Annotated in this window: 13 protein-coding genes; 6 read left to right on the top strand and 7 right to left on the bottom strand. The window is 51.5% G+C overall.

What is annotated here, in order from left to right; genetic code table 11:
- The first annotated feature begins 9 nt into the window (after positions 1-9).
- Entirely contained in the window at positions 10-444 is a 435-nt protein-coding gene (locus OGV67_RS05545; RefSeq protein ID WP_200003466.1) for a DoxX family protein, read from the top strand.
- 189 nt (positions 445-633) lie between these two features.
- Here the strand turns inward: OGV67_RS05545 and OGV67_RS05540 are convergent, their stop codons facing one another.
- The 3 genes from OGV67_RS05540 to OGV67_RS05530 all read right to left on the bottom strand — a co-directional run bounded on the left by OGV67_RS05540 (position 634) and on the right by OGV67_RS05530 (position 9,846).
- Positions 634-2,145 carry an EAL domain-containing protein gene (locus OGV67_RS05540; protein ID WP_200003467.1) on the bottom strand — a complete coding sequence of 504 codons (1,512 nt, stop codon included), beginning with the start codon at positions 2,143-2,145 and terminating at the stop codon, positions 634-636.
- Between the two features lie 62 nt (positions 2,146-2,207).
- Positions 2,208-2,789: a LuxR C-terminal-related transcriptional regulator gene (locus OGV67_RS05535; RefSeq protein ID WP_047462248.1), complete on the bottom strand. Its 582-nt coding sequence runs from the start codon at positions 2,787-2,789 to the stop codon at positions 2,208-2,210.
- A 97-nt stretch (positions 2,790-2,886) separates the two neighbouring features.
- Complete coding sequence (locus OGV67_RS05530; RefSeq protein WP_286465079.1) at positions 2,887-9,846, bottom strand: autotransporter outer membrane beta-barrel domain-containing protein; 6,960 nt, start codon at positions 9,844-9,846, stop codon at positions 2,887-2,889.
- Positions 9,847-10,764: 918 nt separating this feature from the next.
- Here OGV67_RS05530 and lpxP point away from each other — a divergent pair.
- Positions 10,765-11,685 (top strand): kdo(2)-lipid IV(A) palmitoleoyltransferase, encoded by a 921-nt coding sequence (lpxP, locus tag OGV67_RS05525; protein ID WP_101744049.1) that lies wholly within the window; start codon positions 10,765-10,767, stop codon positions 11,683-11,685.
- A gap of 379 nt (positions 11,686-12,064) precedes the next feature.
- The gene (gene ypdK, locus OGV67_RS05520; RefSeq protein WP_010723117.1) at positions 12,065-12,136 is read left to right on the top strand and encodes a membrane protein YpdK; all 72 of its coding nucleotides are present in this window, start codon (positions 12,065-12,067) and stop codon (positions 12,134-12,136) included.
- A 51-nt stretch (positions 12,137-12,187) separates the two neighbouring features.
- Here ypdK and alaC read toward each other — a convergent pair whose 3' ends face one another.
- On the bottom strand, positions 12,188-13,426 hold the full coding sequence (gene alaC, locus OGV67_RS05515; RefSeq protein ID WP_012131405.1) for an alanine transaminase: 1,239 nt from the start codon (positions 13,424-13,426) through the stop codon (positions 12,188-12,190).
- A 389-nt stretch (positions 13,427-13,815) separates the two neighbouring features.
- On the opposite strand from alaC, the gene ypdA reads away from it, so the two are divergent.
- The 3 genes from ypdA to OGV67_RS05500 are packed head-to-tail and all read left to right on the top strand — an operon-like array spanning position 13,816 to position 17,134.
- On the top strand, positions 13,816-15,513 hold the full coding sequence (ypdA, locus tag OGV67_RS05510; RefSeq protein WP_075203718.1) for a two-component system sensor histidine kinase YpdA: 1,698 nt from the start codon (positions 13,816-13,818) through the stop codon (positions 15,511-15,513).
- Positions 15,514-15,527: 14 nt separating this feature from the next.
- Positions 15,528-16,262 carry a two-component system response regulator YpdB gene (gene ypdB / locus OGV67_RS05505; protein ID WP_058667806.1) on the top strand — a complete coding sequence of 245 codons (735 nt, stop codon included), beginning with the start codon at positions 15,528-15,530 and terminating at the stop codon, positions 16,260-16,262.
- A 14-nt stretch (positions 16,263-16,276) separates the two neighbouring features.
- Positions 16,277-17,134: an AraC family transcriptional regulator gene (locus OGV67_RS05500; protein ID WP_012131402.1), complete on the top strand. Its 858-nt coding sequence runs from the start codon at positions 16,277-16,279 to the stop codon at positions 17,132-17,134.
- Between the two features lie 219 nt (positions 17,135-17,353).
- Here the strand turns inward: OGV67_RS05500 and ptsP are convergent, their stop codons facing one another.
- The 3 genes from ptsP to ypdF are packed head-to-tail and all read right to left on the bottom strand — an operon-like array spanning position 17,354 to position 21,998.
- Entirely contained in the window at positions 17,354-19,849 is a 2,496-nt protein-coding gene (gene ptsP, locus OGV67_RS05495; protein ID WP_115614591.1) for a phosphoenolpyruvate--protein phosphotransferase, read from the bottom strand.
- Between the two features lie 26 nt (positions 19,850-19,875).
- Positions 19,876-20,913, bottom strand: a complete 1,038-nt coding sequence (gene ypdE / locus OGV67_RS05490; RefSeq protein WP_115614590.1) for an aminopeptidase — start codon at positions 20,911-20,913, stop codon at positions 19,876-19,878.
- The gene (gene ypdF / locus OGV67_RS05485; RefSeq protein WP_115614589.1) at positions 20,913-21,998 is read right to left on the bottom strand and encodes an aminopeptidase; all 1,086 of its coding nucleotides are present in this window, start codon (positions 21,996-21,998) and stop codon (positions 20,913-20,915) included. Before ypdF ends, ypdE begins: the two co-directional genes overlap by 1 nt.
- Positions 21,999-22,004: the final 6 nt, after the last annotated feature.

The raw sequence follows: 22,004 nt of genomic DNA, 5'->3' as shown, positions 1-22,004 counted from the left end.
GAACCTGACATGACATTTTCACAACGTCTGACGCATGCCGTTCGCCCCCTTATCGGGGCGGCGGTATGCCGTTGGCTGGCATATCTCGGGCTATGCGCGGCCTACTTGCAGGGCGGGATCAATAAGCTGCTGGATTTTCAGGGCGCTATCGGCGAGATGAACCATTTCGGCCTGTCTCCTGCGCCGTTGTTTGCCGCGCTGGTTATTGCGCTGGAGCTGGGCGCGTCAATCATGATCCTGACGGGTTGCCTGCGCTGGCTTGCTTCGCTGGCACTGGCGGGGTTCACCCTTGTCGCGACGTTCCTGGCGCTGCGCTTTTGGGAACTTCCGGCAGGCATGGAGAGATTCAGCACCGCCAACGCATTTTTTGAGCATCTGGGTCTTGTTGGCGGCTTTCTGCTCGTGGCCTGGCTGGACGTGCAGAAAAAGACGGTTGACGAATAAAAAACATTCAGCAATGGCGGTAATCCGTGATGGGTCATTCGTGACAGTCGTGAACTGGATATCGCTCGCCACCAGGGTAAATATGTGGTTGAGATCGCGCTACAACTTAAGTCCTGATATATACATGCGCATATTACTCCATGTAATATGCGCATGATATATCGATAAATTTCGCATTATTATCAGAAATTAACACAGTAATACTTTATCGCTCTGAATAATATACTGCATTAAATGAAAACTGGACAATGGCATTGACCAGTAATTCCCCTGTTGTAAAACAACACCGCGCAGTGATAAATAGTGGTACTGCTGATCATTTTCAATACCATCCGCGATAATCGTATAGTTTTTATTTACTGCCGAACGAATAATATCATCAACACTCGCGACAGGTTCTTTGGAGTCCGAAATTAATCCGGTAACTGACTTTTCAATTCTGACAGCATCAACCGGAAGGTATAAATTACGGTCAGCATTTAAACGCTCTAAAAATAAGGAACTCATTTTAATTTTAATACCTTCGACACGTAACCTCCTGAGAACAGAATCAAACTCAAGCGTTGTATCACGATAAACAACCTCAGGAAATTCCAGCGTCAGTTTTACATCGCTGGGCAAGCGTTTTTGAAACTCAACAAACGAATCAATAAGTTCTGGCATAGCGATCATCGATTCACTAAGTCGGAAATTAATGTAGAATGTTCTCGGCAGTCTGAGGCGTAAAGAGAGTATATCTTTTTCCACCTGTCGTAAAATAAAGTTAACTAATGGAGATATCATCCCAGTTTTATTTGCCAGAGAGATAATCTCTTCATTAATAACGGATGTATCGTTCCCCTTCTTCCATCGCATGACCACTTCTGCGCCATATAATGCCCCGGAAGCACAATTCATGACGGGTTCGTAATAAGGAACGAACTGCTGTTTGCGCAGCCCCCGGCGAAGTTGTATGTACCGGGACATCGCGATTCGTTGTAGCGTATAGTTAAACAGAAAAGCGGCAGGGACGGCAATCGCTGCGGATAAAAAGAGAATAAAAATAAAGTTAAGAACAGAAGCAATGCCCGTATGTTCCGGGTATTCCATTACCTGATAATCAAACATATTAGATTGTTGCCAGGCGGAGTTTTGAAAATCAATACTGTTTGTACTGATTAACTTATCATCGGAGAGAATATTTCCATTCACGTTAACAAGTAAACGACTGTCTGCAAGCAGCGACTTAAACCAGTAGGTACTGATCGTCACCACTATTGCGTTATTTCCTCTCACAGTAACGTAGGCTAATACAGGCTCCCCGCGAAATGCCGGCGTTTCATCAACTAAAAATAGCCGATTACCGTTCTCCCCTGCGGTTAAATTGCTGAGTTCAGGTTTCGCCATCCCGGATGAGCAATATACCTGCGAATCCTGCAACAGGAAAATGCCCCCAATATGCGGATAACGGTGTATCTGTTTCGTCAGCATACGCACCGTTTCATCTGAGCAGCGTTCTGTTAAATGCGCGGTCAACGAATCTGATATCTGTTTCGCTTCAAACAGCAGCGAATCTACGCGCTGGATTAATGCTCTTTTGTCATTATCTACCCGGCTGGACGCGCCCAGCCAAAAAGTCACCATGCCGGTTATAGTGATGGTTAAGAATACGATCACAAAAACTAGCTTGTTTCCCACCAATCCCCCAGCATGTTGTTTCATTGAGTTCTGTAAAAGTCCCTTTAAATATAAGCAAGACTCATTGTCATCCTAGCTTACGTAGATTAAACCTCTATTAAAACCTCACTCCGCCTTTTTGTAAAGGTTTCAGGCGTGATGACAGAGAGTTTAACCGGTTTTCGCATTTGATTGTTTTTATACTCAACATACTCATGCCACAATCTCAGCCAGGCCAGATACTCAACGAAAAACTTTGTTGTTTTATTGATGCTCAGCTTTCGCAAGGCGTTCATTTTTTGATTACTGATCGTCTTTTCGCTGACCTTGAACTGTTCTGCAATTCGTCGTTGACTGATCCCCTGACAAACTTTTTTTATGACCCGTAACTCACTTACGGTTAATACTTCTCGCTTCCGTCTGACAGCGGGATGAGATTTCGTTTTTGATAGCAGCGTTTCGATTTTGAATTTTCTGTTTTTCTCGGTGAGATAAATACGCCGACAATGTGAAAAAATCAAAATCGGTTCATGGAAAAAAGGCATCTTTGCCTCTTCAGTATCAAGCATATAGAGACAATCGCGCCCCGTATCAAACACAATCAAATTACGGGTGGTATTCAATGCCATTCTTTCTACTAATGCGCTAACCCCAAGATGGAAAAAACTATTTTCTGAGATTACAATCATTCATCCCTCACTCTATTCTTCCTGAAGAAAATTGTTTTTTAATGTTATAAAGATGAGAACTCACGACAGAAAAAGGGGGCACGACGCCCCCTTTCTGCTATTTAAAGTTATATTTAATCCCTATCATTGCTGAGGTGTCATTGTATCCTTTATCGCCCAGCTGGACGCCGACATTCCCCCAGACATTGAGTTGTGGATTAATTTGCCCCTCAACGCCCGTTTTTATTTCACCCAGATTACGCGCGCCTTCCTGCCGGATGCTGACACCATCCATTTTTGTGCCGAAATCGCGCGTATTGTGGAGCCAGTTCACTTCCACGAACGGCTGGAACTCGCGTGCTTTGCCTTCATCAATCGCGCCGTGGCCTTTCAGGAAAGTACGGACGCCCAGTCGGGTCTGAACGTTGCCGTCCCCTTCACCGCTGATACGTGTGCCATTCGATTCACGATGATCGTCAGCTTCGACGCCCATCCAAATGGCCTGCGCCTGCGGCTGGATAAACCATTCATTTTTAGAGCCCTTACTTCCTGCAAATTCACCCAGCTTGTGGGTGTACCCCAGCTCCAGCGACCCGGTGATCCCTTTGGATTTGTACGATTCGCTCTGAATATCCTGGCCTTTGACGCTGTTATTAAACCAGCTGTACTGTGCCCATGAATCCAGATAAGCGCCCTGATGCGTTTCATCATTGGCATACCACGTTGCATACACCCCGGCGCTGTAGCCGTTCACGGAACCGTCAGAGCGATACCCTGTCGATGAGGAGCGCGTGTTGCTGCTGTTGTGTCCATATCCGGCCATGACGCCAAGGTGCCAGCGATCCAGTCCGTCGCCGCTCCAGCGGGCAACATCACCCCCTACCTGCATCACATAGCGGTTACTCTGGGTTTTAAGCTGACCGGAGCTGTCCCGCCAGGCATTATGCCCGCCCGCCTGACGCATCCACATGCTGGTGACTTTCTTCTCGCCCGTCAGCGCGTCAATATACTGCGTTTCGCCAAGACGATCGTGAAGCCGCGTAACAAACAGCGTATTGGCTGCCGCCAGGTTAGCTGTCCAGGAGCCCGGTTCAGGACGGATATCGGGTTCAGGTTTCGGGCCCGGCCCCGGATTTGGATCTGTCTTATGGCTGGTTAAATACCAGTTACCGTTGTTGTCGCCCTGACCACGGGCCAGTGAATAATCATACGCCCCGGCCACAATCCTGCCGTCCTGCGTAAACTCACCGTCGGACTGACCATCAACATGAATCACTTCAATGCCATTGATCGTCTGCGCGCCAGAACCGCCAGCATTCGTCACGCTGACGCCGGTTGTGCCAGAGGTGTTTCCTTTAACAATCAGTTTATCCGTGACGGAATTATCATCATTCAACGCGGTATTCAGATGAAGATGACCGCCATCTCCCTGATAGTTCCCGTTTACCACAAGCTGATTACCGGCATCTTTACCTTTGCTTCCGGTCCAGATATCGCCGCTGTTCGTCAGATTGCCGCCTACGGTAAAGCTGACAGGTGAAGAAACCGCTCTGCGAGCCGCGCTGACGTCATCGCCAATCAATAGCGTGCCCTGGTTAGCCATATTTCCGGCTACGCCGCCAAACCCGGATAAGCGCCCGTCTTTCCCGATATTGACCTGATGACTGGCCAGCGTGAACGCGTTATCCGCGCTGCCCAGAGTCAGACCACCGGCATTGATATCCGTCGCGCCGGTCCACTGGGCGCTGTCGCTAAGCGTGACGTTGCCGCTGCCATTCTTCACCACGCTCCCGCTACCTGTAACACCGTTCTCCAGCGACCAGTTTTCGTGAGTGTTCAGCACAAACTTACCGGCATTCTGAATCGCGGAGGTGCCTAACTGCTGCGCGGAAGAGGCCGTCAGCGTGGAGTCGTTGTCGATGTCGAAGGTCCCGGCAAAATGGCTATTGTTGCCAGCAAGCACCACATCACTGGCATCCAGTGCGACTTTCCCGGCATCGCTGATGCTGTTGTACAGCACGCCCGTGGCGTTGCTCAGATTAAGCAGTCCGGCGGCAACAATATCTCCGGTTCCCAGCCCCAGCGTATTATCCAGCACCGCCGTCGCGCCCTGAGCAATCGTGGTCGTCGCCTTCAGTCCCGTATTCGCCCCGGAGACATTCAGGGTTCCGCCTGCAACGATGAGCTCCCCGTCGCCCGTCAGTACGCCAGACGCTTCACCGCCGTTTGTCAGCGTCAGATGACCGCCGTTCAAATCGGTCAGAGAGCCGCTTTCAGCCGTGAGCTTGCCGATGGTTTGTGAATGACCGCGCATATCAAACCCGGTATCGCCAGCCAGTTTCAGCTCGCGGGTATTTCCCAGCACGTTATCGTTCAGCATCGCCAGATTACCGCTGCGCACATCGGTGACGCCGCTGTAATCATTGTCCATATTCGACAGCGTCACCGTCTGGCCTTTCTGGCTGTCAAACGCCAGATCGCCGCTGCCGGTCACTCTGGCGCTCAGGTCAGCCGCGTTGCCGCTTTTCCCGTTCGCATCCAGGATAAGCGCATCGGCGTCTTTACCCAACAAATCAACCTGGGTCAGGCCATAGCTGACATAAAGTCCGTCATCACTGTCACCGCCGGTCAGACGATAGTCATACGTTCCTTTCGCCACCACCACGCCATTCTGGGCGATATCGGCAGTGATGCTATCGCTGATCACATTACCGTCTTTATCTTTCAGCACCAGGTTACCGGCGCCCCCCTGAACGGCGGTGTCAGAGGTCGCCAGTTTAATCAATGCCTGCGCGTCATCCTGTTCCAGTATTGGACGATGCGTATCAGCCTGAGGACGATCGTTACTGACCGTTCCGCTGTCAACCTGAACCGTACCGCGACCAGAGAGATCCATCGCGCCAGCGTGAATCGTTCCTAAAGCCGTTGGGTTACCCGGCGTTACGCCGTCAAACTGTACGGTCCCCCCTTTGAAATCCAGACCGCCGATATTCTGCTCGCCGCTGCCGACATGGGTAATGCTGCCATTTCCAGCTTGCAGCGTAGCGTTGCTAAGCGCCTGAGTATTCAGACCGTCAAGTTCAAAACGGCTGTTAGTAAGCGCCAGCGTACCGGCAAAACCATCTGCGGCATTATTAGCATCAAAGTTGAAGTGGTTATTCGCCGTATCAACGGCAACAACTCCCGTCCCGGCAAGATGGCTTTTAAAAGTCACATCCGCCGTATTCTTAATACTAAGCTGGCTGGAACCGTCAATGGTGTATCCGGTTCCCGCGCCATCAAGTTCGTCGTCACCCAGCCCCAGTGCAACGTTGTCGAGGGTAAAAACAGAATTATTCGCCAGCGCAATATGCTCCATGCCGTTAATGGCATCAGCACGGGTTAAAGTGTATGACGAATTCTCAAGCTGTAACGTATCGTCGCCGCTGCCGCCATTTAATGACGTGAACAATGAGCCGCTTTCATTCTCGCTGATATTCTTCAGAATGAAGTTATCTTTGCCGCTGCCGCTGGTAATGTCAGTCGCAGTGCTTCCTGATTCAAGGATCACCGTATTGTCGCCATTAAGCAGATTCACCTGACCGACAATATTTGCCCCACTGGCATTGGTGAAGGTAATCCCGTTACCACTGTTCATTTCCAGCGCAGTGTGGCTGGCATCCAGCGCCAGGATATCGCCTTTATTGATAAAGCTCTCAAGTACGCCGTTATTCAAATCGACCACCGCCGCCTTGTCAGACACCGAGATCAGTTTGCCGGATTGCTCTACATTCTTCGTCGTCCCCTGGACAACCAGCGCTGATTTCCCGTCACTGTCCAGGACGTTAACGCTGGCACCGGTTTTCAGGTCGGTGGATGCTCGGGTAATAATCCCGTTCCCCTGAGCACCGTTCACATTGATCACCAGATCTCTGGAGTCAGACATATCCAGCGTCTGATCGGTGTCAGAGCCATCAGCCACGTTCTCAAACAGTATCCCTGTACCGCTGCCATTAATATTGATCGTGCCGGAGTTGGTTTGCGCCATCGATGCGCCGGTGTGAACACCCACGCCATTACCGACATTAATCGTGGTATTTTTCAACTGAATACCGCTAATCGCGGCTTTGTTTTCAATTGCGTTGCCGCTACCAGCGCTATCCATTGTGATAGTCGCACCATCAACCGTCAGGCCTTTCGCGCCAGTATCCAGTAAGATCCCGTGAGCGGTGCCCGCCGCCCGGGTTTCACCGTTACCATTCAGCGCCAGCGTGGCGTTGTTCCCAACCAGATAGGCAGCCTGGCCATCCGTTGCGGTCACCACGCCACTGTTGGTCACCTCTGAGTTAGCGCCCTGAATATTAACCGCCACGCCATTCACAGTGACATCAGAATGGTTTTCCAGGATCCCGCCATCCACCAGTATCCCGGTACTGTTGTCAGCCGTGAAATTAATCGAGCCTTCATGGATCAGACGGCCGCCATTTCTGGCGATGTAGCCAAATGCGCCGTCTGCCGTGTTTGCTGTCTCCAGCACCGCATAACTGGTTAATACGGAGTCACCTTTTTGCGCATCATTAACGGAGCCATCAAGGTTGTAATAGTTACCATCAACAATGCCGGCAGTGGTATCTTTCCCGGCCACCCTGACAATAACCGCATCCGAGGTAATTTCGCCCGTCGCGCCTCCTTCAATTCGGATGCCCGTCGCTCCTGTCCCCGTGACGCTAAGAGCAAGTTTACCGGAATCAAAGTGGCTACCAGCACCGGTTGTCCGAATAATCGTTGCGCCATCACCAGAAGCGTTTAGCTGCGCTGAGCTATCGGCAGAACCATAGAAGCTGGCGCCTCCGTCAACGCGGTACAGCGTGGCATTCTGGGTTGACGCGTCCTGAACGCTGGAGGCCGCGTTTTTGATAGTAGAACCCGCGCCAAAAATATAATAGCCCGTCTGATTAACGCCATCTTTGAAATTGACAGTACCATTCTCGGTAACATCAATTTCACCTTTATCACGCGCATGAACCCCAATAGCGCCATCGCCACTTAAATTTACGGTGCCAGACAATATTGCCAGCGCCTTTTCACCCTGGACGTAAATACCATAGTTGGCATAGTGGGTTACTGGGTCCAGTCCACCATTAATATTAATCGTGCCCGAACTGGTTATCTGACCATTTTCCAGCACCTGTATCCCGGTACTGTTCAGGCCGTTCAGATTAATGATGCCATCATGAACGACTTTAGCGGCCTGGGTTCCTGCGCGTGCAATAATACCAATATTCGAAGAAACGGACTCCCCGGTTACAGCACCATTGATATTAATGCTCCCTTTTTGATCGAGAGTTGCATTCCCGCCAACATCAATCGCTGTCGCATTCTGGACTTTACTGCCAATAATAATCTGTGAAGTATCGGAACCGTTATAAGTACCATTACCGTACAGATGAACCCCAATTGACTGCTGCTTGATCGCGATATCCGTGTTTGCATCATCAGGTGCACGCTGCGCCAGGCGACCAATATACAATGTGCCCCGGTTATTAAAGGTGGTGTTTTGTTGGGTAACGACGCCGATATTGGCACCATTACCTAATATACTGTTCGCCTCATTACTCGCTGCAATATTAATAGCACCATCATTATTAAGCGTGGCATTACCGCTCATCAACACGCCGGTATTACCATAATAGTTACCTCTGGCCGCAACATTTATCACGCCGCTGCTGTTGTTATTAATTACAGAGGAACCATTAGCCAGAATGGCAGTATGCGCACCTTGCGCTACGCCCGCCGCCCCACTTGAGAAAAAATCCGCCATTTCGGGGTTCGTGCCCGCATCAATAACGCCGTTGTTATCAACAAAAGACGTATTTCTCGCAGCAATGATATAAGCGCCGCGATAAGTATTACCTGCGGTACCAAGGGTGCCGTTGTTTGTCAGTCTGGCGCCATTTTCCAGGTTAACAACCGTAGCATCCGATCCCACTAACTGAATGTTGGCATCCTTATCGATAACCACATTGGTGCCGCTGCCCACGCCATGAATATAGGATACCGCATCCCTGTTAACAAAGGCTCTGATGGCATCATCAGCCGCAATACTCCCCGTATCAGCGAAGATCCCGTGCAGTGAGGTATCCCTGGCTTTATTCAGTTCATCAGCATATTGCGCCTCCGTTAGCTGAATTTGCCCATCCTGGAGCGCCTGAATCAACGCATCGTTATACGCCTTGAACTCATCAATGTTGGTAATATTCTGCTTACCAATAACGCTGTCAAACTCACCAACAAAATCAGCCGCCGTCATCCATGCCAGTGCATTGCTGGCGTCTTTTATATTGTTATCACTATTCCCCAGTTGAACGACTGTTTTAGACTGGTAGTTAAGGCTGCCGCCATTAGTGACATGATAAGCAGACGATAAGTTTTGCGTATTTACCGAACTTTTCATGATAACGTTGAACTGGTTATCCGCAGCACCGACCCAATTCCCCGTTTTCTGACCGACATCGACATCAAGAGAAGCGCCCGCCCCAACCTGATACAAATTACGATCGACATACTGACCATCTTTTCCGACGGGTTGAGAAACGACAACCCGGAAATCTTTGGCCGCTTCGGTCTGCATATCATTGTTATCATAAACTTTCATCGTTACCGTGCTACCGGTAACGGGGTCGGTGTAATTTATAGATTTGGTCTGCGAGCCCATACGGAAGATATCTTTATCCACCCATTGCCCGGAATCGCCAGTAATTAACCCATCCTCTCTGGCCTGACCAAGCGTTGTCCAGGTATATCCTGTTTCTCCTCGCTGTATTCCAGAAAAACCGCCTGTCAAATGCGTGGAACCAGAAATAATCTCTTCAAACGGATCCTGAGGAGAGAAATCATAAACCTGTAAATCGGCGGCGAATGTGCCAGTCGTTAAAATACACGAAATCGAAACAGCCAGCGCACTCATTAATGGGTATTTTAAAAGACTGCCAAAACTGGTGCTCCCGGCCGTGCTTTTACAATAACCACGCGCTAATTCAGATGCCACGACAAATATATTCAGCCTGGAGTTCCAGATGACTTTAAACACTTTATTCATAATTTTACCATTATTCAAAACGCCGCATTGATACGTGGCAAAACATTAAAAAGACACCATTCGCCCCAACGCATCGACTAGCAAATATCGATTTCTTGCCAGACAAGAAATCCAAATCGTTAAACAACCAATACTTCTCAGAACGTGGCGAGTTTATCACAAGCAACAAACATTGATCGATTACAACGATCGTATAGTTAATTTTGATAGGCACTAACTATTAAAATTCAAATGATGATCGTTCATAGCGATCAATGCAGGAAAATAAAAATCATAGAAAAAACCGATATTTCCTTTTTAACCACATGATTTATATAGGTATAATTAATTACCTGACTTATATTTTTTATGTTTATTATTGTTTTTTTAAGGTGGAAAAGATTTATTTGATGGGGTAATCTGAACATCGATTATTTAATGTCTTAATTTGTTATCTAATTGATATAAAACATGTTTTTATTTAGTTAAGATTATTCTTAAAATCGCTGTTTTTTGATTTAAAATATCCTTTGTTAACTCATTTAATTAAATGCTTCCATCAATGAGAATATTTAAAGCAATTGTTATCACATTCAGAAGCGTCAGACTCTGACAGGCTTACCGGCCAGAAGCGGCTTTTCAGGGAAAACGAACATGTGCACACACATAAAAAACCATTTAAAAACAATAAATTAATAACAAAACCACCCCCATCAAAAAATATTTACGCATCTTAATTAATAATTTCTGGCTGATATTAATCCCCCGGTGGTACATTAGTTGTCCAAGCATTCATGCCCCTCGTGGTTTTGTCCTGACTAAGCTTTACACTCTTTACAGGAACCATTGTCGTACATGATGGCCTAACTATCGTGAGTGTACCGCTGCGGACAATGAATCTTCTGCGATACATATTGTTCGTATCAACAGAGGGTATTTATGTTCCCACAATGCAAATTTTCTCGTGCGCTACTGCACCCGCGCTACTGGCTTACCTGGTTTGGTCTTACTGTACTCTGGTTACTGGTGCTGCTTCCCTACCCCGTTTTACGCTTCCTGGGTACGCGAACCGGCAGACTTGCCCGTCCCTTTCTGAAACGTCGCGAATCCATCGCCCGTAAGAATCTTGAGCTTTGCTTCCCCAATCTGATGCCGGAAGAAAGGGAAAAGATGATAGTGGAGAACTTCCACTCCCTCGGTATGGCACTTATTGAAACGGGTATGGCGTGGTTCTGGCCTGATAAGCGGGTACGTAAATGGTTTGATGTGGACGGTCTGGATAACCTCATGCAGGCGCAAGCGCAAAAACGCGGTGTGATGGTCGTTGGCGTCCACTTTATGTCGCTGGAATTAGGCGGTCGGGTCATGGGGCTGTGCCAGCCGATGATGGCGACATACCGCCCGCACAATAACTCGCTGATGGAGTGGGTTCAGACGCGGGGTCGCATGCGTTCAAATAAAGCGATGATTGGGCGCAACAATCTGCGCGGTATCGTCGGCGCTCTGAAAAAAGGTGAAGCCGTATGGTTCGCCCCGGATCAGGATTACGGCCGTAAAGGCAGTTCATTTGCCCCCTTCTTCGCGGTCAAAGACGTCGCAACGACTAACGGCACCTATGTGTTATCCCGCCTTTCCGGCGCAGCGATGCTGACCGTCACCATGATCAGAAAAGGTGATAACTCAGGTTATCGTCTGTATATCACGCCAGAAATGGAAGGCTACCCGGAAGAAGAGAACCAGGCGGCAGCCTATATGAACAAGATTATTGAGAAAGAGATTATGCGCGCACCTGAGCAATATCTCTGGATCCATCGTCGTTTCAAAACGCGCCCTTTAGGGGAAGCATCGTTGTATGTTTAAAAAAGGCCGCAAGGCCTTTTTTATTGCCCGGCGCTATCTTTTCACCTCAATATCCCTGTTAACCACCTGGTTTTTATGTGACTTTTTCTGAACAGCAATAGCGTCGCTGAATAGCAATTTATTACCGTCAGAAATTAAACTGTCGCCGAATCACGACAGTTGTAAGTTACTAAAAGTAAATAAAAAAATGCCTCTTGTCTCGCCTCATTTTTAGGCGTACATTAGCGCCGTCTGGAGCGATAACGCACAGAATTCTGAGGTGATGCCACAAGAAAGACGGAGAACATTCTCAATCTCATTCTGGCGGGCACCAGCTCTCTATACACAGGTAAATTTAAGTTCATTTAGGCGTGCTTAAAGCGACGCGGAGAGATGAAACGTGAAATATTTCTTTATGGGCATTTCATTTATGGTCATCGTTTGGGCCGGTACTTTTGCCCTGATGATCTAAATTGAAAAGATGCAGCAAAAAACAGGAGCCAGATGGCTCCTGTTTGCTTTTCTACTCGGTACCTTCTGTTACCGATTTCGCCCCCGCAGGCAGCAGGCCGTCTGCGCGGAACATGGTCTTAATACCTCTGATCGCCTGACGTATACGATCCCGGTTTTCTATCAGCGCGAAACGCACATGGGTGTCGCCGTAGTCGCCGAAACCGATCCCCGGCGACACGCACACTTTGGCGTCGTTGAGCAGCTTTTTCGCAAATTCCAGCGACCCCATTGCCGCGTACTGCTCCGGTATTTTTGCCCAGACATACATCGAGGCTTTTGGCATTTCGACCATCCATCCGGCTTCATGCAAGCCTTTCACCAGTACGTCGCGGCGACGTTTATACTGCTCAGCGATATCACGCACGCACTGTTGATCGCCTTCCAGCGCGGCAATCGCCGCCACCTGTAACGGCGTGAAGGTTCCGTAATCGTGGTAGCTCTTAATCCGCGACAGCGCACTGACTAACGTCTGGTTGCCCACCATAAAGCCAATGCGCCAGCCCGCCATGTTGTAACTTTTCGACAGGGTGAAAAACTCCACCGCCACGTCGCGCGCACCCGGCACCTGCATAATTGACGGCGCTTTCCAGCCGTCATATACGATATCGGCATAGGCCAGATCGTGGACCACCAGCACGTCGTAGCGTTTGGCCAGCGCAACCACTTTTTCGAAGAATTCTAACTCAACGCACTGTGCCGTCGGGTTGGAGGGGAAACCAAGAATCATCATCTTCGGTTTCGGGTAGCTTTCACGGATCGCACGTTCCAGCTCGTTGAAGAAATCCACGCCTTCCACCAGCGGAACCGAACGTACCTGCGCGCCAGCGATGACGGCGCCATAAATATGGATGGGATAACTGGGGTTCGGCACCAGCACGGTATCGCCATGATCAAGGGTTGCCAGCATCAGGTGCGCTAACCCTTCTTTCGAACCAATAGTGACGATCGCTTCCGTTTCTGGATCGATATCCACATCGTAACGTTCCTGATACCAGCGGGAGATCGCCCGGCGTAAACGCGGGATCCCGCGTGAGGTCGAGTAACCATGCGTATCCGGGCGTTGAGCCACCGTACAGAGTTTCTCGACGATATGAGGAGGCGTTGCCCCATCCGGGTTCCCCATGCTGAAGTCAATAATATCTTCGCCGCGCCGACGCGCAGCCATCTTCAGCTCAGCGGTAATGTTAAAAACGTAGGGAGGGAGACGATCAATACGCGTAAAGCGACGTTCAGGGCGGGTATCAGCCATAGTATCCTCAGATTCACGTTAGCGCCCGGACCGTCCGAGCGACGCTGCCACGACCGTGGCATGCTTAGAAAATAGCCTGAAAAAAATCCTCCTGTCGAGAGGCAAACGAAAATATTTTTCATCGGCTTAAAAGGGGAATACTAAAAAGAAAACGGGAATACTCAGCAAAATACCGCCCATAACAACCATCAATTAATTAACATTTTGATATCAATAAAATTACCTTAAGGCGTTCCTCATCCTGGTGAGGTCTTGTCATTTCTCTAACAAAAGATCAATCCCCTTTTAATATTATGGTTTTTCCTCATTAACAGCGCCGCATCAGCGGGCTGGTCATATGGGTGCGGGTTACCTATCATAGTGGTTTAACCCAGTCACAAGAGTCACCCGTGCACGAAATATTCAACATGCTGCTGGCGGTATTTGACCGGGCAGCGCTAATGCTGTTCTGTCTGTTTTTCCTCATCCGTATCCGCCTGTTTCGCGAACTGTTGCATAAGTCAGCGCACTCCCCGAAAGAGCTGCTCGCCGTTACCGCGATTTTCTCGATGTTCGCCCTGTTCAGCACCTGGTCCGGCGTACCGGTCGAAGGCTCGCTGGTGAATGTTCGCATCATCGCCGTGATGTCCGGGGGCATTTTGTTTGGCCCGTGGGTCGGGATCATTACGGGTGTGATCGCCGGTATTCACCGCTACCTTATCGATATTGGCGGGGTCACTGCCGTACCGTGTTTTATCACCAGTATTCTGGCGGGATGTATCGCGGGCTGGATAAACCGGAAAATCCCAAAAGCACAGCACTGGCGCGTGGGTATTTTGGGCGGGATGCTTTGTGAAACCTTGACCATGATTCTGGTCATTGTCTGGGCGCCGACCATCGCGCTGGGCGTAGATATCGTGTCCAAAATCGGTATCCCGATGATCCTCGGCAGCGTATGTATCGGTTTTATCGTGCTGCTGGTTCAAAGCGTGGAGGGCGAGAAAGAGGCCAGCGCCGCGCGGCAGGCCAAGCTGGCGCTGGATATCGCCAACAAAACGTTGCCGCTCTTTCGCCAGGTCAACAGCGAATCACTCCGCCAGGTGTGCGAAATCATCCGTCATGATATCCATGCCGACGCGGTAGCAATCACTAATACCGAACACGTTCTGGCCTATGTCGGCGTGGGGGAAACCAACTACCGCAATAACGATGATTTTGTCAGCCCGACCACGCAACAGGCCATCAATTACGGGAAAATCATCATTAAAAACAATGATGAAGCGCACCGCACGCCGGAAATACACTCAATGCTGGTCATCCCATTATGGGAAAAGGGCGTAGTGACCGGGACGCTAAAAATCTACTACTGCCACGCGCATCAGATCACCTCTTCCCTGCAAGAGATGGCGATCGGCCTGTCGCAGATTATCTCCACCCAACTGGAAGTGTCCCGCGCGGAGCAACTGCGGGAAATGGCAAATAAGGCAGAGCTGCGAGCGCTGCAAAGTAAAATTAATCCCCATTTCCTGTTTAATGCGCTGAACGCCATTTCGTCATCCATTCGGCTCAACCCGGACACCGCACGCCAGCTCATTTTTAATCTGTCACGCTATCTGCGCTATAACATTGAATTAAAAGATGATGAGCAAATTGACATCAAAAAGGAGCTGTATCAAATCAAGGACTACATCGCCATTGAGCAGGCTCGTTTTGGCGATAAGCTGACCGTCATTTATGATATTGATGAAGAGGTGAACTGCTACATTCCCAGCCTGCTTATTCAGCCGCTGGTAGAGAATGCAATCGTCCACGGCATTCAACCCTGTAAAGGAAAAGGCGTAGTGACCATCAGCGTCGCCGAATGCGGCAACCGTGTGCGAATCGCCGTCAGGGATACCGGCCACGGTATTGATCCTAAAGTAATTGAGCGGGTGAAGGCGAATGAAATGCCGGGAAATAAAATCGGCCTGCTGAATGTCCATCATCGCGTTAAGCTGTTATACGGTGAAGGGCTGCACATCCGCCGTCTGGAGCCGGGCACCGAAATCGCCTTTTATGTTCCCAATCAGCGCTCCCCTGCCGCCGCACCGGCAACGTTATTGCTTTAACCCGGAGATGAGTAGTGAAAGTCATCATCGTTGAAGATGAATTCCTGGCCCAGCAAGAATTAAGCTGGCTGATAAAAGAGCATAGCCAGATGGAGATTGTCGGTACGTTTGACGACGGTCTGGATGTGCTCAAATTTCTACAGCATAACCGCGTTGACGCCATTTTTCTGGACATCAATATTCCCTCGCTGGATGGCGTACTGCTGGCGCAAAACATCAGCCAGTTCGCCCATAAGCCGTTTATTGTGTTTATTACCGCATGGAAAGAGCACGCGGTAGAGGCGTTTGAACTGGAAGCATTTGACTACATACTGAAGCCGTACCAGGAATCACGCATCGTGGGGATGCTGCAAAAGCTGGAGGCCGCCTGGCAACAGCAGCAGGCCGTCGCCGTTCCCGGCAGCCCTGTCGCCCGTGAAAACGACACCATTAATCTGATTAAAGATGAGCGCATTATCGTCACGCCGATCAACGATATCTATTACGCGGAAGCGCATGAAAAGATGACGTTTGTCTACACGCGACGGGAGTCGTATGTCATGCCGATGAATATCACCGAGTTTTGCAGCAAACTGCCAGCGTCGCATTTCTTTCGCTGCCACCGCTCGTTTTGTGTGAATTTAAACAAGATCCGCGAAATCGAACCCTGGTTTAACAACACGTACATCCTGCGGCTCAAAGATCTGGAATTTGAAATCCCGGTCAGTCGGAGTAAAGTGAAAGAGTTCAGGCAGTTAATGCATTTATGACGCAGGATTAAGTGATGAAAGAGCCAGGCTTGCCCGCAGACCAACAGTTTTTTGCCGATCTGTTCAGCGGCCTGGTGTTAAATCCGCAGCGGCTGGGACGCGTCTGGTTTGCCACGCAACATACCGCTCTCCCCACAGGCAGCCTGTGTATTGATTTACCGCGTCTCGACATCGTATTGCGCGGAGAATACGGTAACCTGCTCGAAAAAAAACAGCACGCCCTGACGGAGGGGGAGATGCTGTTTATCCCCGCCAGGGCGGCAAACCTGCCCGGTAGCGATAAACCGGTGATGCTGTTAAGTCTGGTGTTTGCCCCGGCCTGGTTAGGATTATCGTTTTACGATAACCGTACCGCTTCTCTGTTACGCCCGGTGCGACGCATTGAGTTAGCGCACCAGCAGCGCGGCGAAGGGGAAGCCATGCTCACGGCTCTGACCCACCTGAGCCGCTCGCCTCAGGCGCAGGATATTATTCAGCCTCTGGTTCTCAGCCTGCTGCATCTGTGCCGTAGCGTGGTCAATACTCGCCCGGACTCACGCCGCCCGCGCTCGGAATTTCTCTATCACAGTATGTGCAACTGGGTGCAGGACAACTACGCCCGGCCGCTGACGCGGGAAAGCGTGGCGCAGTTTTTCAATATCACGCCGAATCACTTATCAAAACTGTTCACCCAGCACGGCACCATGAGTTTTGTCGAGTATGTTCGCTGGGTGCGAATGGCGAAGGCGCGCATCATTTTGCAGAAGTACCATCTGTCGATTAGCGAGGTGGCGGAACGTTGTGGATACCACGACAGCGACTATTTTTGCCGCCTGTTTCGTCGGCAGTTTGGCCTGACGCCGGGAGAGTACAGCGCGCGTTTTCAGGGTTAACCGCCGGATGGCGGCGTAAACGCCTTATCCGGCCTACATGTAAAACGAATAACCGGGCATAACCGCCGGATGGCGGCGTAAATGCCTTATCCGGCCTACATGTAAAACGGATAACCGGGCATAACCGCCGGATGCGGCGTACACGTAAAACGAATAATTGGGCGTACACGTAGGCCCGGTAAGCGAAGCGCCACCGGGCATTCACTCAGACACGCAGATTCAAAACGTCAGTTCCGCCTCCAGCAGCGCCAGAAGACTTTCGGCATCCTGAGCGGCGAACAGCGACTGGCGGAAATTTTTATTCACCAGCTTACGCGCCAGCTGCGAAAAGACTTTCACATGGTTAATCCCTTCATCAGCGCCCAGCGTCAACATAATCACCAGCTCAACCTCGCCCATCTCCGACTGCCAGTCAACAGGGCGCGCCAGCCGCGCAATGCTGATGCTGGAATGACGTATCCACTGTGATTTGGTATGCGGGATCGCCACGCCAAAACCAACGGCAGTCGTGACAATCTCCTCACGTTGCCAGACATCCTCTTCCAGCTCAAACGGATGCTCAGTACGCCCGTTTACGCCGAGATTGCCGCAAAGAAACTGAATCACCTGCTCTTTGTTGATCAATGATTCGCCCACAAAGATATTTTCCAGCGCCAGCAGCGGACGCACGTCTTTTTGCGGCGCAAACTGATTCAACAGCGTTTCAATCTCCTCTGCGCTACGACACTCACAGGCCTGCGCCGCAAGCGCCCGGCACGCCTGGCTGTCCATCTGCCGCAGTTGGCTTTTCACGCCAGGGATTCGCGGGCTGCTCATGCTTAATTCATCCAGTTCCAGCCCCAGCAGCAGCGGTAAATACCGGCTTTCACCGCCCAGCTCGCCGCAAATCCCCACCCATTTCCCGTGCTGATGCGCCGTGCGGACGATCTGCTGCAACATGCGCAGAAATGACGGCGTAATCGGGTTATACAGCGGCGAGACGCGCGGATTATTACGATCGACGGCATACAGATACTGGGTCATATCGTTCGAGCCGATGCTAAAGAAATCCACCTCATCGCAGAAGTGATCGATGATGTAACAGACCGACGGAACTTCCACCATAATCCCCAGCGGGATCGTTGCAGCATGGCGCAGCCCGTCTCTTTTGAGTTCCACGATCGCTTTTTGCAGCTCGCTTTTAACCCACAGGATCTGATCGAGACTGTGCACCATCGGGATCATCAGTTGTGCATGACCAAAGGTTGCCGCACGCAAAATAGCGCGAAGCTGCGTGCGAAACAGCCCGGCAAACTCAGGATAAATACGCACGGCGCGATAGCCGAGGAAAGGGTTCTCTTCCTGCGGGATATTGAGATAGCGAATATTTTTATCGCCGCCAATGTCCATCGTGCGAAAAATAACCGGCTTCTCTCCCGCCGCCAGCAGTACCTGCTGGTAGGCCTCAAACTGTTCCTGTTCGTCAGGGGCGCTGTCGCGATCCATGAACAACATTTCGGTGCGGAACAGACCGATGCCTTCCGCGCCATTGGCAAACGCGCCCGGCGCTTCCAGCGCCGTACCAATATTGGCGGCGATATCAAGACGCTGATTATCCCGGGAGAAAGCAGGCAAAGACGCTTCTCTCGCCTGTTGCTGTTGACGCTTATCCGCCAGTTGCTGCGCAATGGCGTAATAGCCGCAGACGGCGGCGTTCGGGTTAATCGCCAGCACGCCGCACTGGGCATCCAGCACCGCAGGTTGCCCGGCGTAGCGACTGAGCGCGTCCAGGGGCAGCCCGCTGAGCACCGGAATCGCGGATGCGCGCGCCAGAATCAGCGTGTGCGACGTTCTGCCGGTTTTCTCCAGAATCATGCCGGACAGGTGCTGCAAATCGAGGCTCAGGAACTGGCTTGGCGTCAAATCTTCCGCCACCAGAATAGTCGGTTGTTCAAGAATCAACGTATTACGCGGGCGGCGTTCCGGCCAGGTGATATGCAGCAACTGTTCGCTAATATCACGGATATCGCTTACCCGCTCGCGTAAGTAGTCGCTTGCGGAGGACGACAGCTTGTCGCACACCTGCTCCATATTGGCGATAATCGCCGCGCCCAGCCCCTTGTGCTGCTCGTCCATCAGGCGGCGAATGTTCCCCGCAAACTCGTCATCCTGGATCAGCGACAGATGGGCGCTAAGGATCGTTTTACTTTCACCGTCACGTTCGCGAAGCTGTTGATTAAGCTGCTCCGCCAGCGTCGCCAGGCTATGTTCAAGCCGGGTGCTGTCTTCCGCGCTGGCCGGAATTGCGCGATACGCCTCCAGATTGTCGTTTTGCCACAACGTGAGCGCGCCAGCGCCGACGCCGTTAGCCAATACCGCGCCATACAGTAAATCGGGATTCAGTCGAACCAGCGAGCGCGGCAACGGATGCGCCGCCAGTTCCGCAGAGGTCGGCTGAACGCTGTCACTGTCGATAAACCGGTGCTGGAGATAGGTCTCCAGAGAACGCCTGGCCTGCTCTTCATCACTGCCGCTAATGTTCAGACTGCAACTGTCGTTAAACAGCGTTCCGGTGCCGATCAGCGCCAGCGAGCTTTTCGCGTCCGCGCGCGCATTCTGGCGATGGTTAATAAACGTCACCTCGCTTTGCCACTGGCTGCACTGCTCTTTCAGTTCCCACGCCGGACGAGCATGCAGGCCATTTGGCAACGGGCAGAGAAATTGAATCGTTAACATAACAACTCCTGATTAACGCAAGACGCTCATCTGAAATCCGTAAGATGAACGACGGTCTCACGCGTAAGACGGGTAATAAGTGCCGATAAAAGTTGCTGCGTGTGGATAATGTCGCGGCAATCCGCAATGGACGCGGCGCAATGCCCGTGACGCGTGGCGGGCCCAATAACCACCGTCGGGGTTCCCGTCTCGCTCAAATGCACCGCTCCGCCATCCGTCCCTCCATTACTGAACATATCCAGTTGCAGCGGCAGACCGGAGTCGCTGGCGACGCTTTCAACCCAGGCGGTCAGTTTGGGCGGCGCGATGAGCGACTTATCGGCAAGCACCAGCATCGGCCCTTTACCGATCTGCCGATGATTCGCCGCGCCATAATCAAAGTTTTTCGCCCAGCAGGCGGTGTCCAGCACGATAGCGATATCGGGAGCAACCGCGCGAGCGGCCGTTTGCCCGCCGCGTAACCCGACCTCTTCGCTGGAGCTGGCTACCAGCCAGACCTCGGCGGGCAGCGCTGCGTCATGCCATTCACGCAGCAGCATGATCAACAAGTAGCACCCCAGTCGGTCATCAAACGCTTTCCCCATTACCCGCTGGTGTGGCAGCACCTGAAACACAGAGTCAAAAGTGACGCGATCGCCTGGTCGAACGCCCGCCTGGATCACCTCATCATATGAGCGTGCGCCAATATCGACCCGCAAGGCGCCAACCTCATTTCCATTACGCTCGCCATCCAGCAAACCGGGAATTTTACTGTCTTCCCGCGTGGTAATACGCACGGGCTGGAGCTGACGGGCCGCCATACGCACGTTGCCGACCGGCAACACATCGATCGCCCCTTCCGACGAGATACTGCGCACAATAAACCCCACCTCATCCATGTGCGCGCAGATCATCACTTTCGGCCCATCGGACTCATTAAGACGGATCAGCACCGATCCCAGCCCGTCAAAGCGCACCTCTTTGTGCAGACGATCCGCTTCCTCCAGTAAGATCTGGCGCACTTCCTGTTCTGAGGAGGCAATGGCATCCGCCTCGCTCAGGGCTTTTAACAGCGATAAATCCATTATGCTTCTCCCGTGAGCAATACTGTTTTCGGCATCGTGTAGAGCACTTCCGCGCCGTCTTCCGTGACCAGTACGACATCTTCAATACGCACGCCGCCCTGCCCCGGCAGGTAAATGCCCGGCTCTACGGTCAGCAACATGCCTGCGGCAAGTCGGGTGGTATCCGTGGGTGAAAAGCGCGGCGCTTCATGCACCTCAATGCCGATAGCGTGCCCGGTGTTGTGGCCAAAATAATCGCCATAGCCCGCCGCCTCAATCACCCGACGAGCCGCAGCATCCACCGCCTGGCAGCACACGCCCGGACGAATGGCGGCAATCGCCGCCTGCTGCGCCTCAAGAACCGTCTGGTAAACGGCGAACAGCGGATGAGATGCGACGGGCGCATCCTGCCCGCTCACGAGGAATGTTCGCGTCATATCCGAACAATACCCCTGATATTGCGCCCCAAAATCCAGGGTAATAAATTCACCCGCCGCGACGATTTTTTCGCTGGCTTTACCGTGGGGTAACGCCCCACGCCAGCCGCTGGCGACGATGGTGTCAAAAGAGGCTTTTTCCGCCCCCTGCTGGCGCATAAACCACTCCAGCTCCGCGGCAATTTCTCGTTCGCGAAGACCGGGGCGAATAAAACGACGGATATGCTCCGCGCTGCAATCGGCAATCCGGCAGGCCTCGCGTATCAACGCTATTTCCTGTGCCGTTTTGATCTGTCGCAGCGCGTCCGGCGACGCGCTCACCAGCTTCGCCCGCAGCCTTTCCTGCCAGCGTTGCGCGCAATCCCAACTCACCTGCGCGCCTTCAAAACCAATGACCTGCAATTGCTCGTCGTCGATTATCTGGTTCACAATGGAAGTCAGCGTCTGCGACCCGGCCAACAGATGCAGTTGATCGCCATGCGCACGCGCTTCAACGTCAGCGTAATAGCGGCCATCCACCAGCAAATGCGCGCTTTTATGCGTGATAAAAACAAACCCGGCGCTACTGGAAATCCCCAAATGCGGTTGCTTGTTCTGCCGGGATGAAATCAATACCGCATCCAGGCGTTGTTCCACCAGCCACTGGCGAAGCGATGCTCGTAACGTCATGATGTC

The organism is Citrobacter sp. CK188 (assembly GCF_030333525.1).
In the GTDB taxonomy this organism is placed as follows: domain Bacteria; phylum Pseudomonadota; class Gammaproteobacteria; order Enterobacterales; family Enterobacteriaceae; genus Citrobacter_B; species Citrobacter_B koseri.
The sequence above is the reverse complement of the archived record's forward strand: the minus strand, read 5'-3'. Positions and strand labels throughout refer to the sequence as shown.

Bases quoted from the DNA above. Each gene is read 5' to 3' on its own strand.
- OGV67_RS05545 (WP_200003466.1), top strand. From the start codon at position 10: ATGACATTTTCACAACGTCTGACGCATGCCGTTCGCCCCCTTATCGGG.
- OGV67_RS05540 (WP_200003467.1), bottom strand. From the start codon at position 2,145: ATGAAACAACATGCTGGGGGATTGGTGGGAAACAAGCTAGTTTTTGTG.
- OGV67_RS05535 (WP_047462248.1), bottom strand. From the start codon at position 2,789: ATGATTGTAATCTCAGAAAATAGTTTTTTCCATCTTGGGGTTAGCGCA.
- OGV67_RS05530 (WP_286465079.1), bottom strand. From the start codon at position 9,846: ATGAATAAAGTGTTTAAAGTCATCTGGAACTCCAGGCTGAATATATTT.
- lpxP (WP_101744049.1), top strand. From the start codon at position 10,765: ATGTTCCCACAATGCAAATTTTCTCGTGCGCTACTGCACCCGCGCTAC.
- alaC (WP_012131405.1), bottom strand. From the start codon at position 13,426: ATGGCTGATACCCGCCCTGAACGTCGCTTTACGCGTATTGATCGTCTC.
- OGV67_RS05500 (WP_012131402.1), top strand. From the start codon at position 16,277: ATGAAAGAGCCAGGCTTGCCCGCAGACCAACAGTTTTTTGCCGATCTG.
- ptsP (WP_115614591.1), bottom strand. From the start codon at position 19,849: ATGTTAACGATTCAATTTCTCTGCCCGTTGCCAAATGGCCTGCATGCT.
- ypdE (WP_115614590.1), bottom strand. From the start codon at position 20,913: ATGGATTTATCGCTGTTAAAAGCCCTGAGCGAGGCGGATGCCATTGCC.
- ypdF (WP_115614589.1), bottom strand. From the start codon at position 21,998: ATGACGTTACGAGCATCGCTTCGCCAGTGGCTGGTGGAACAACGCCTG.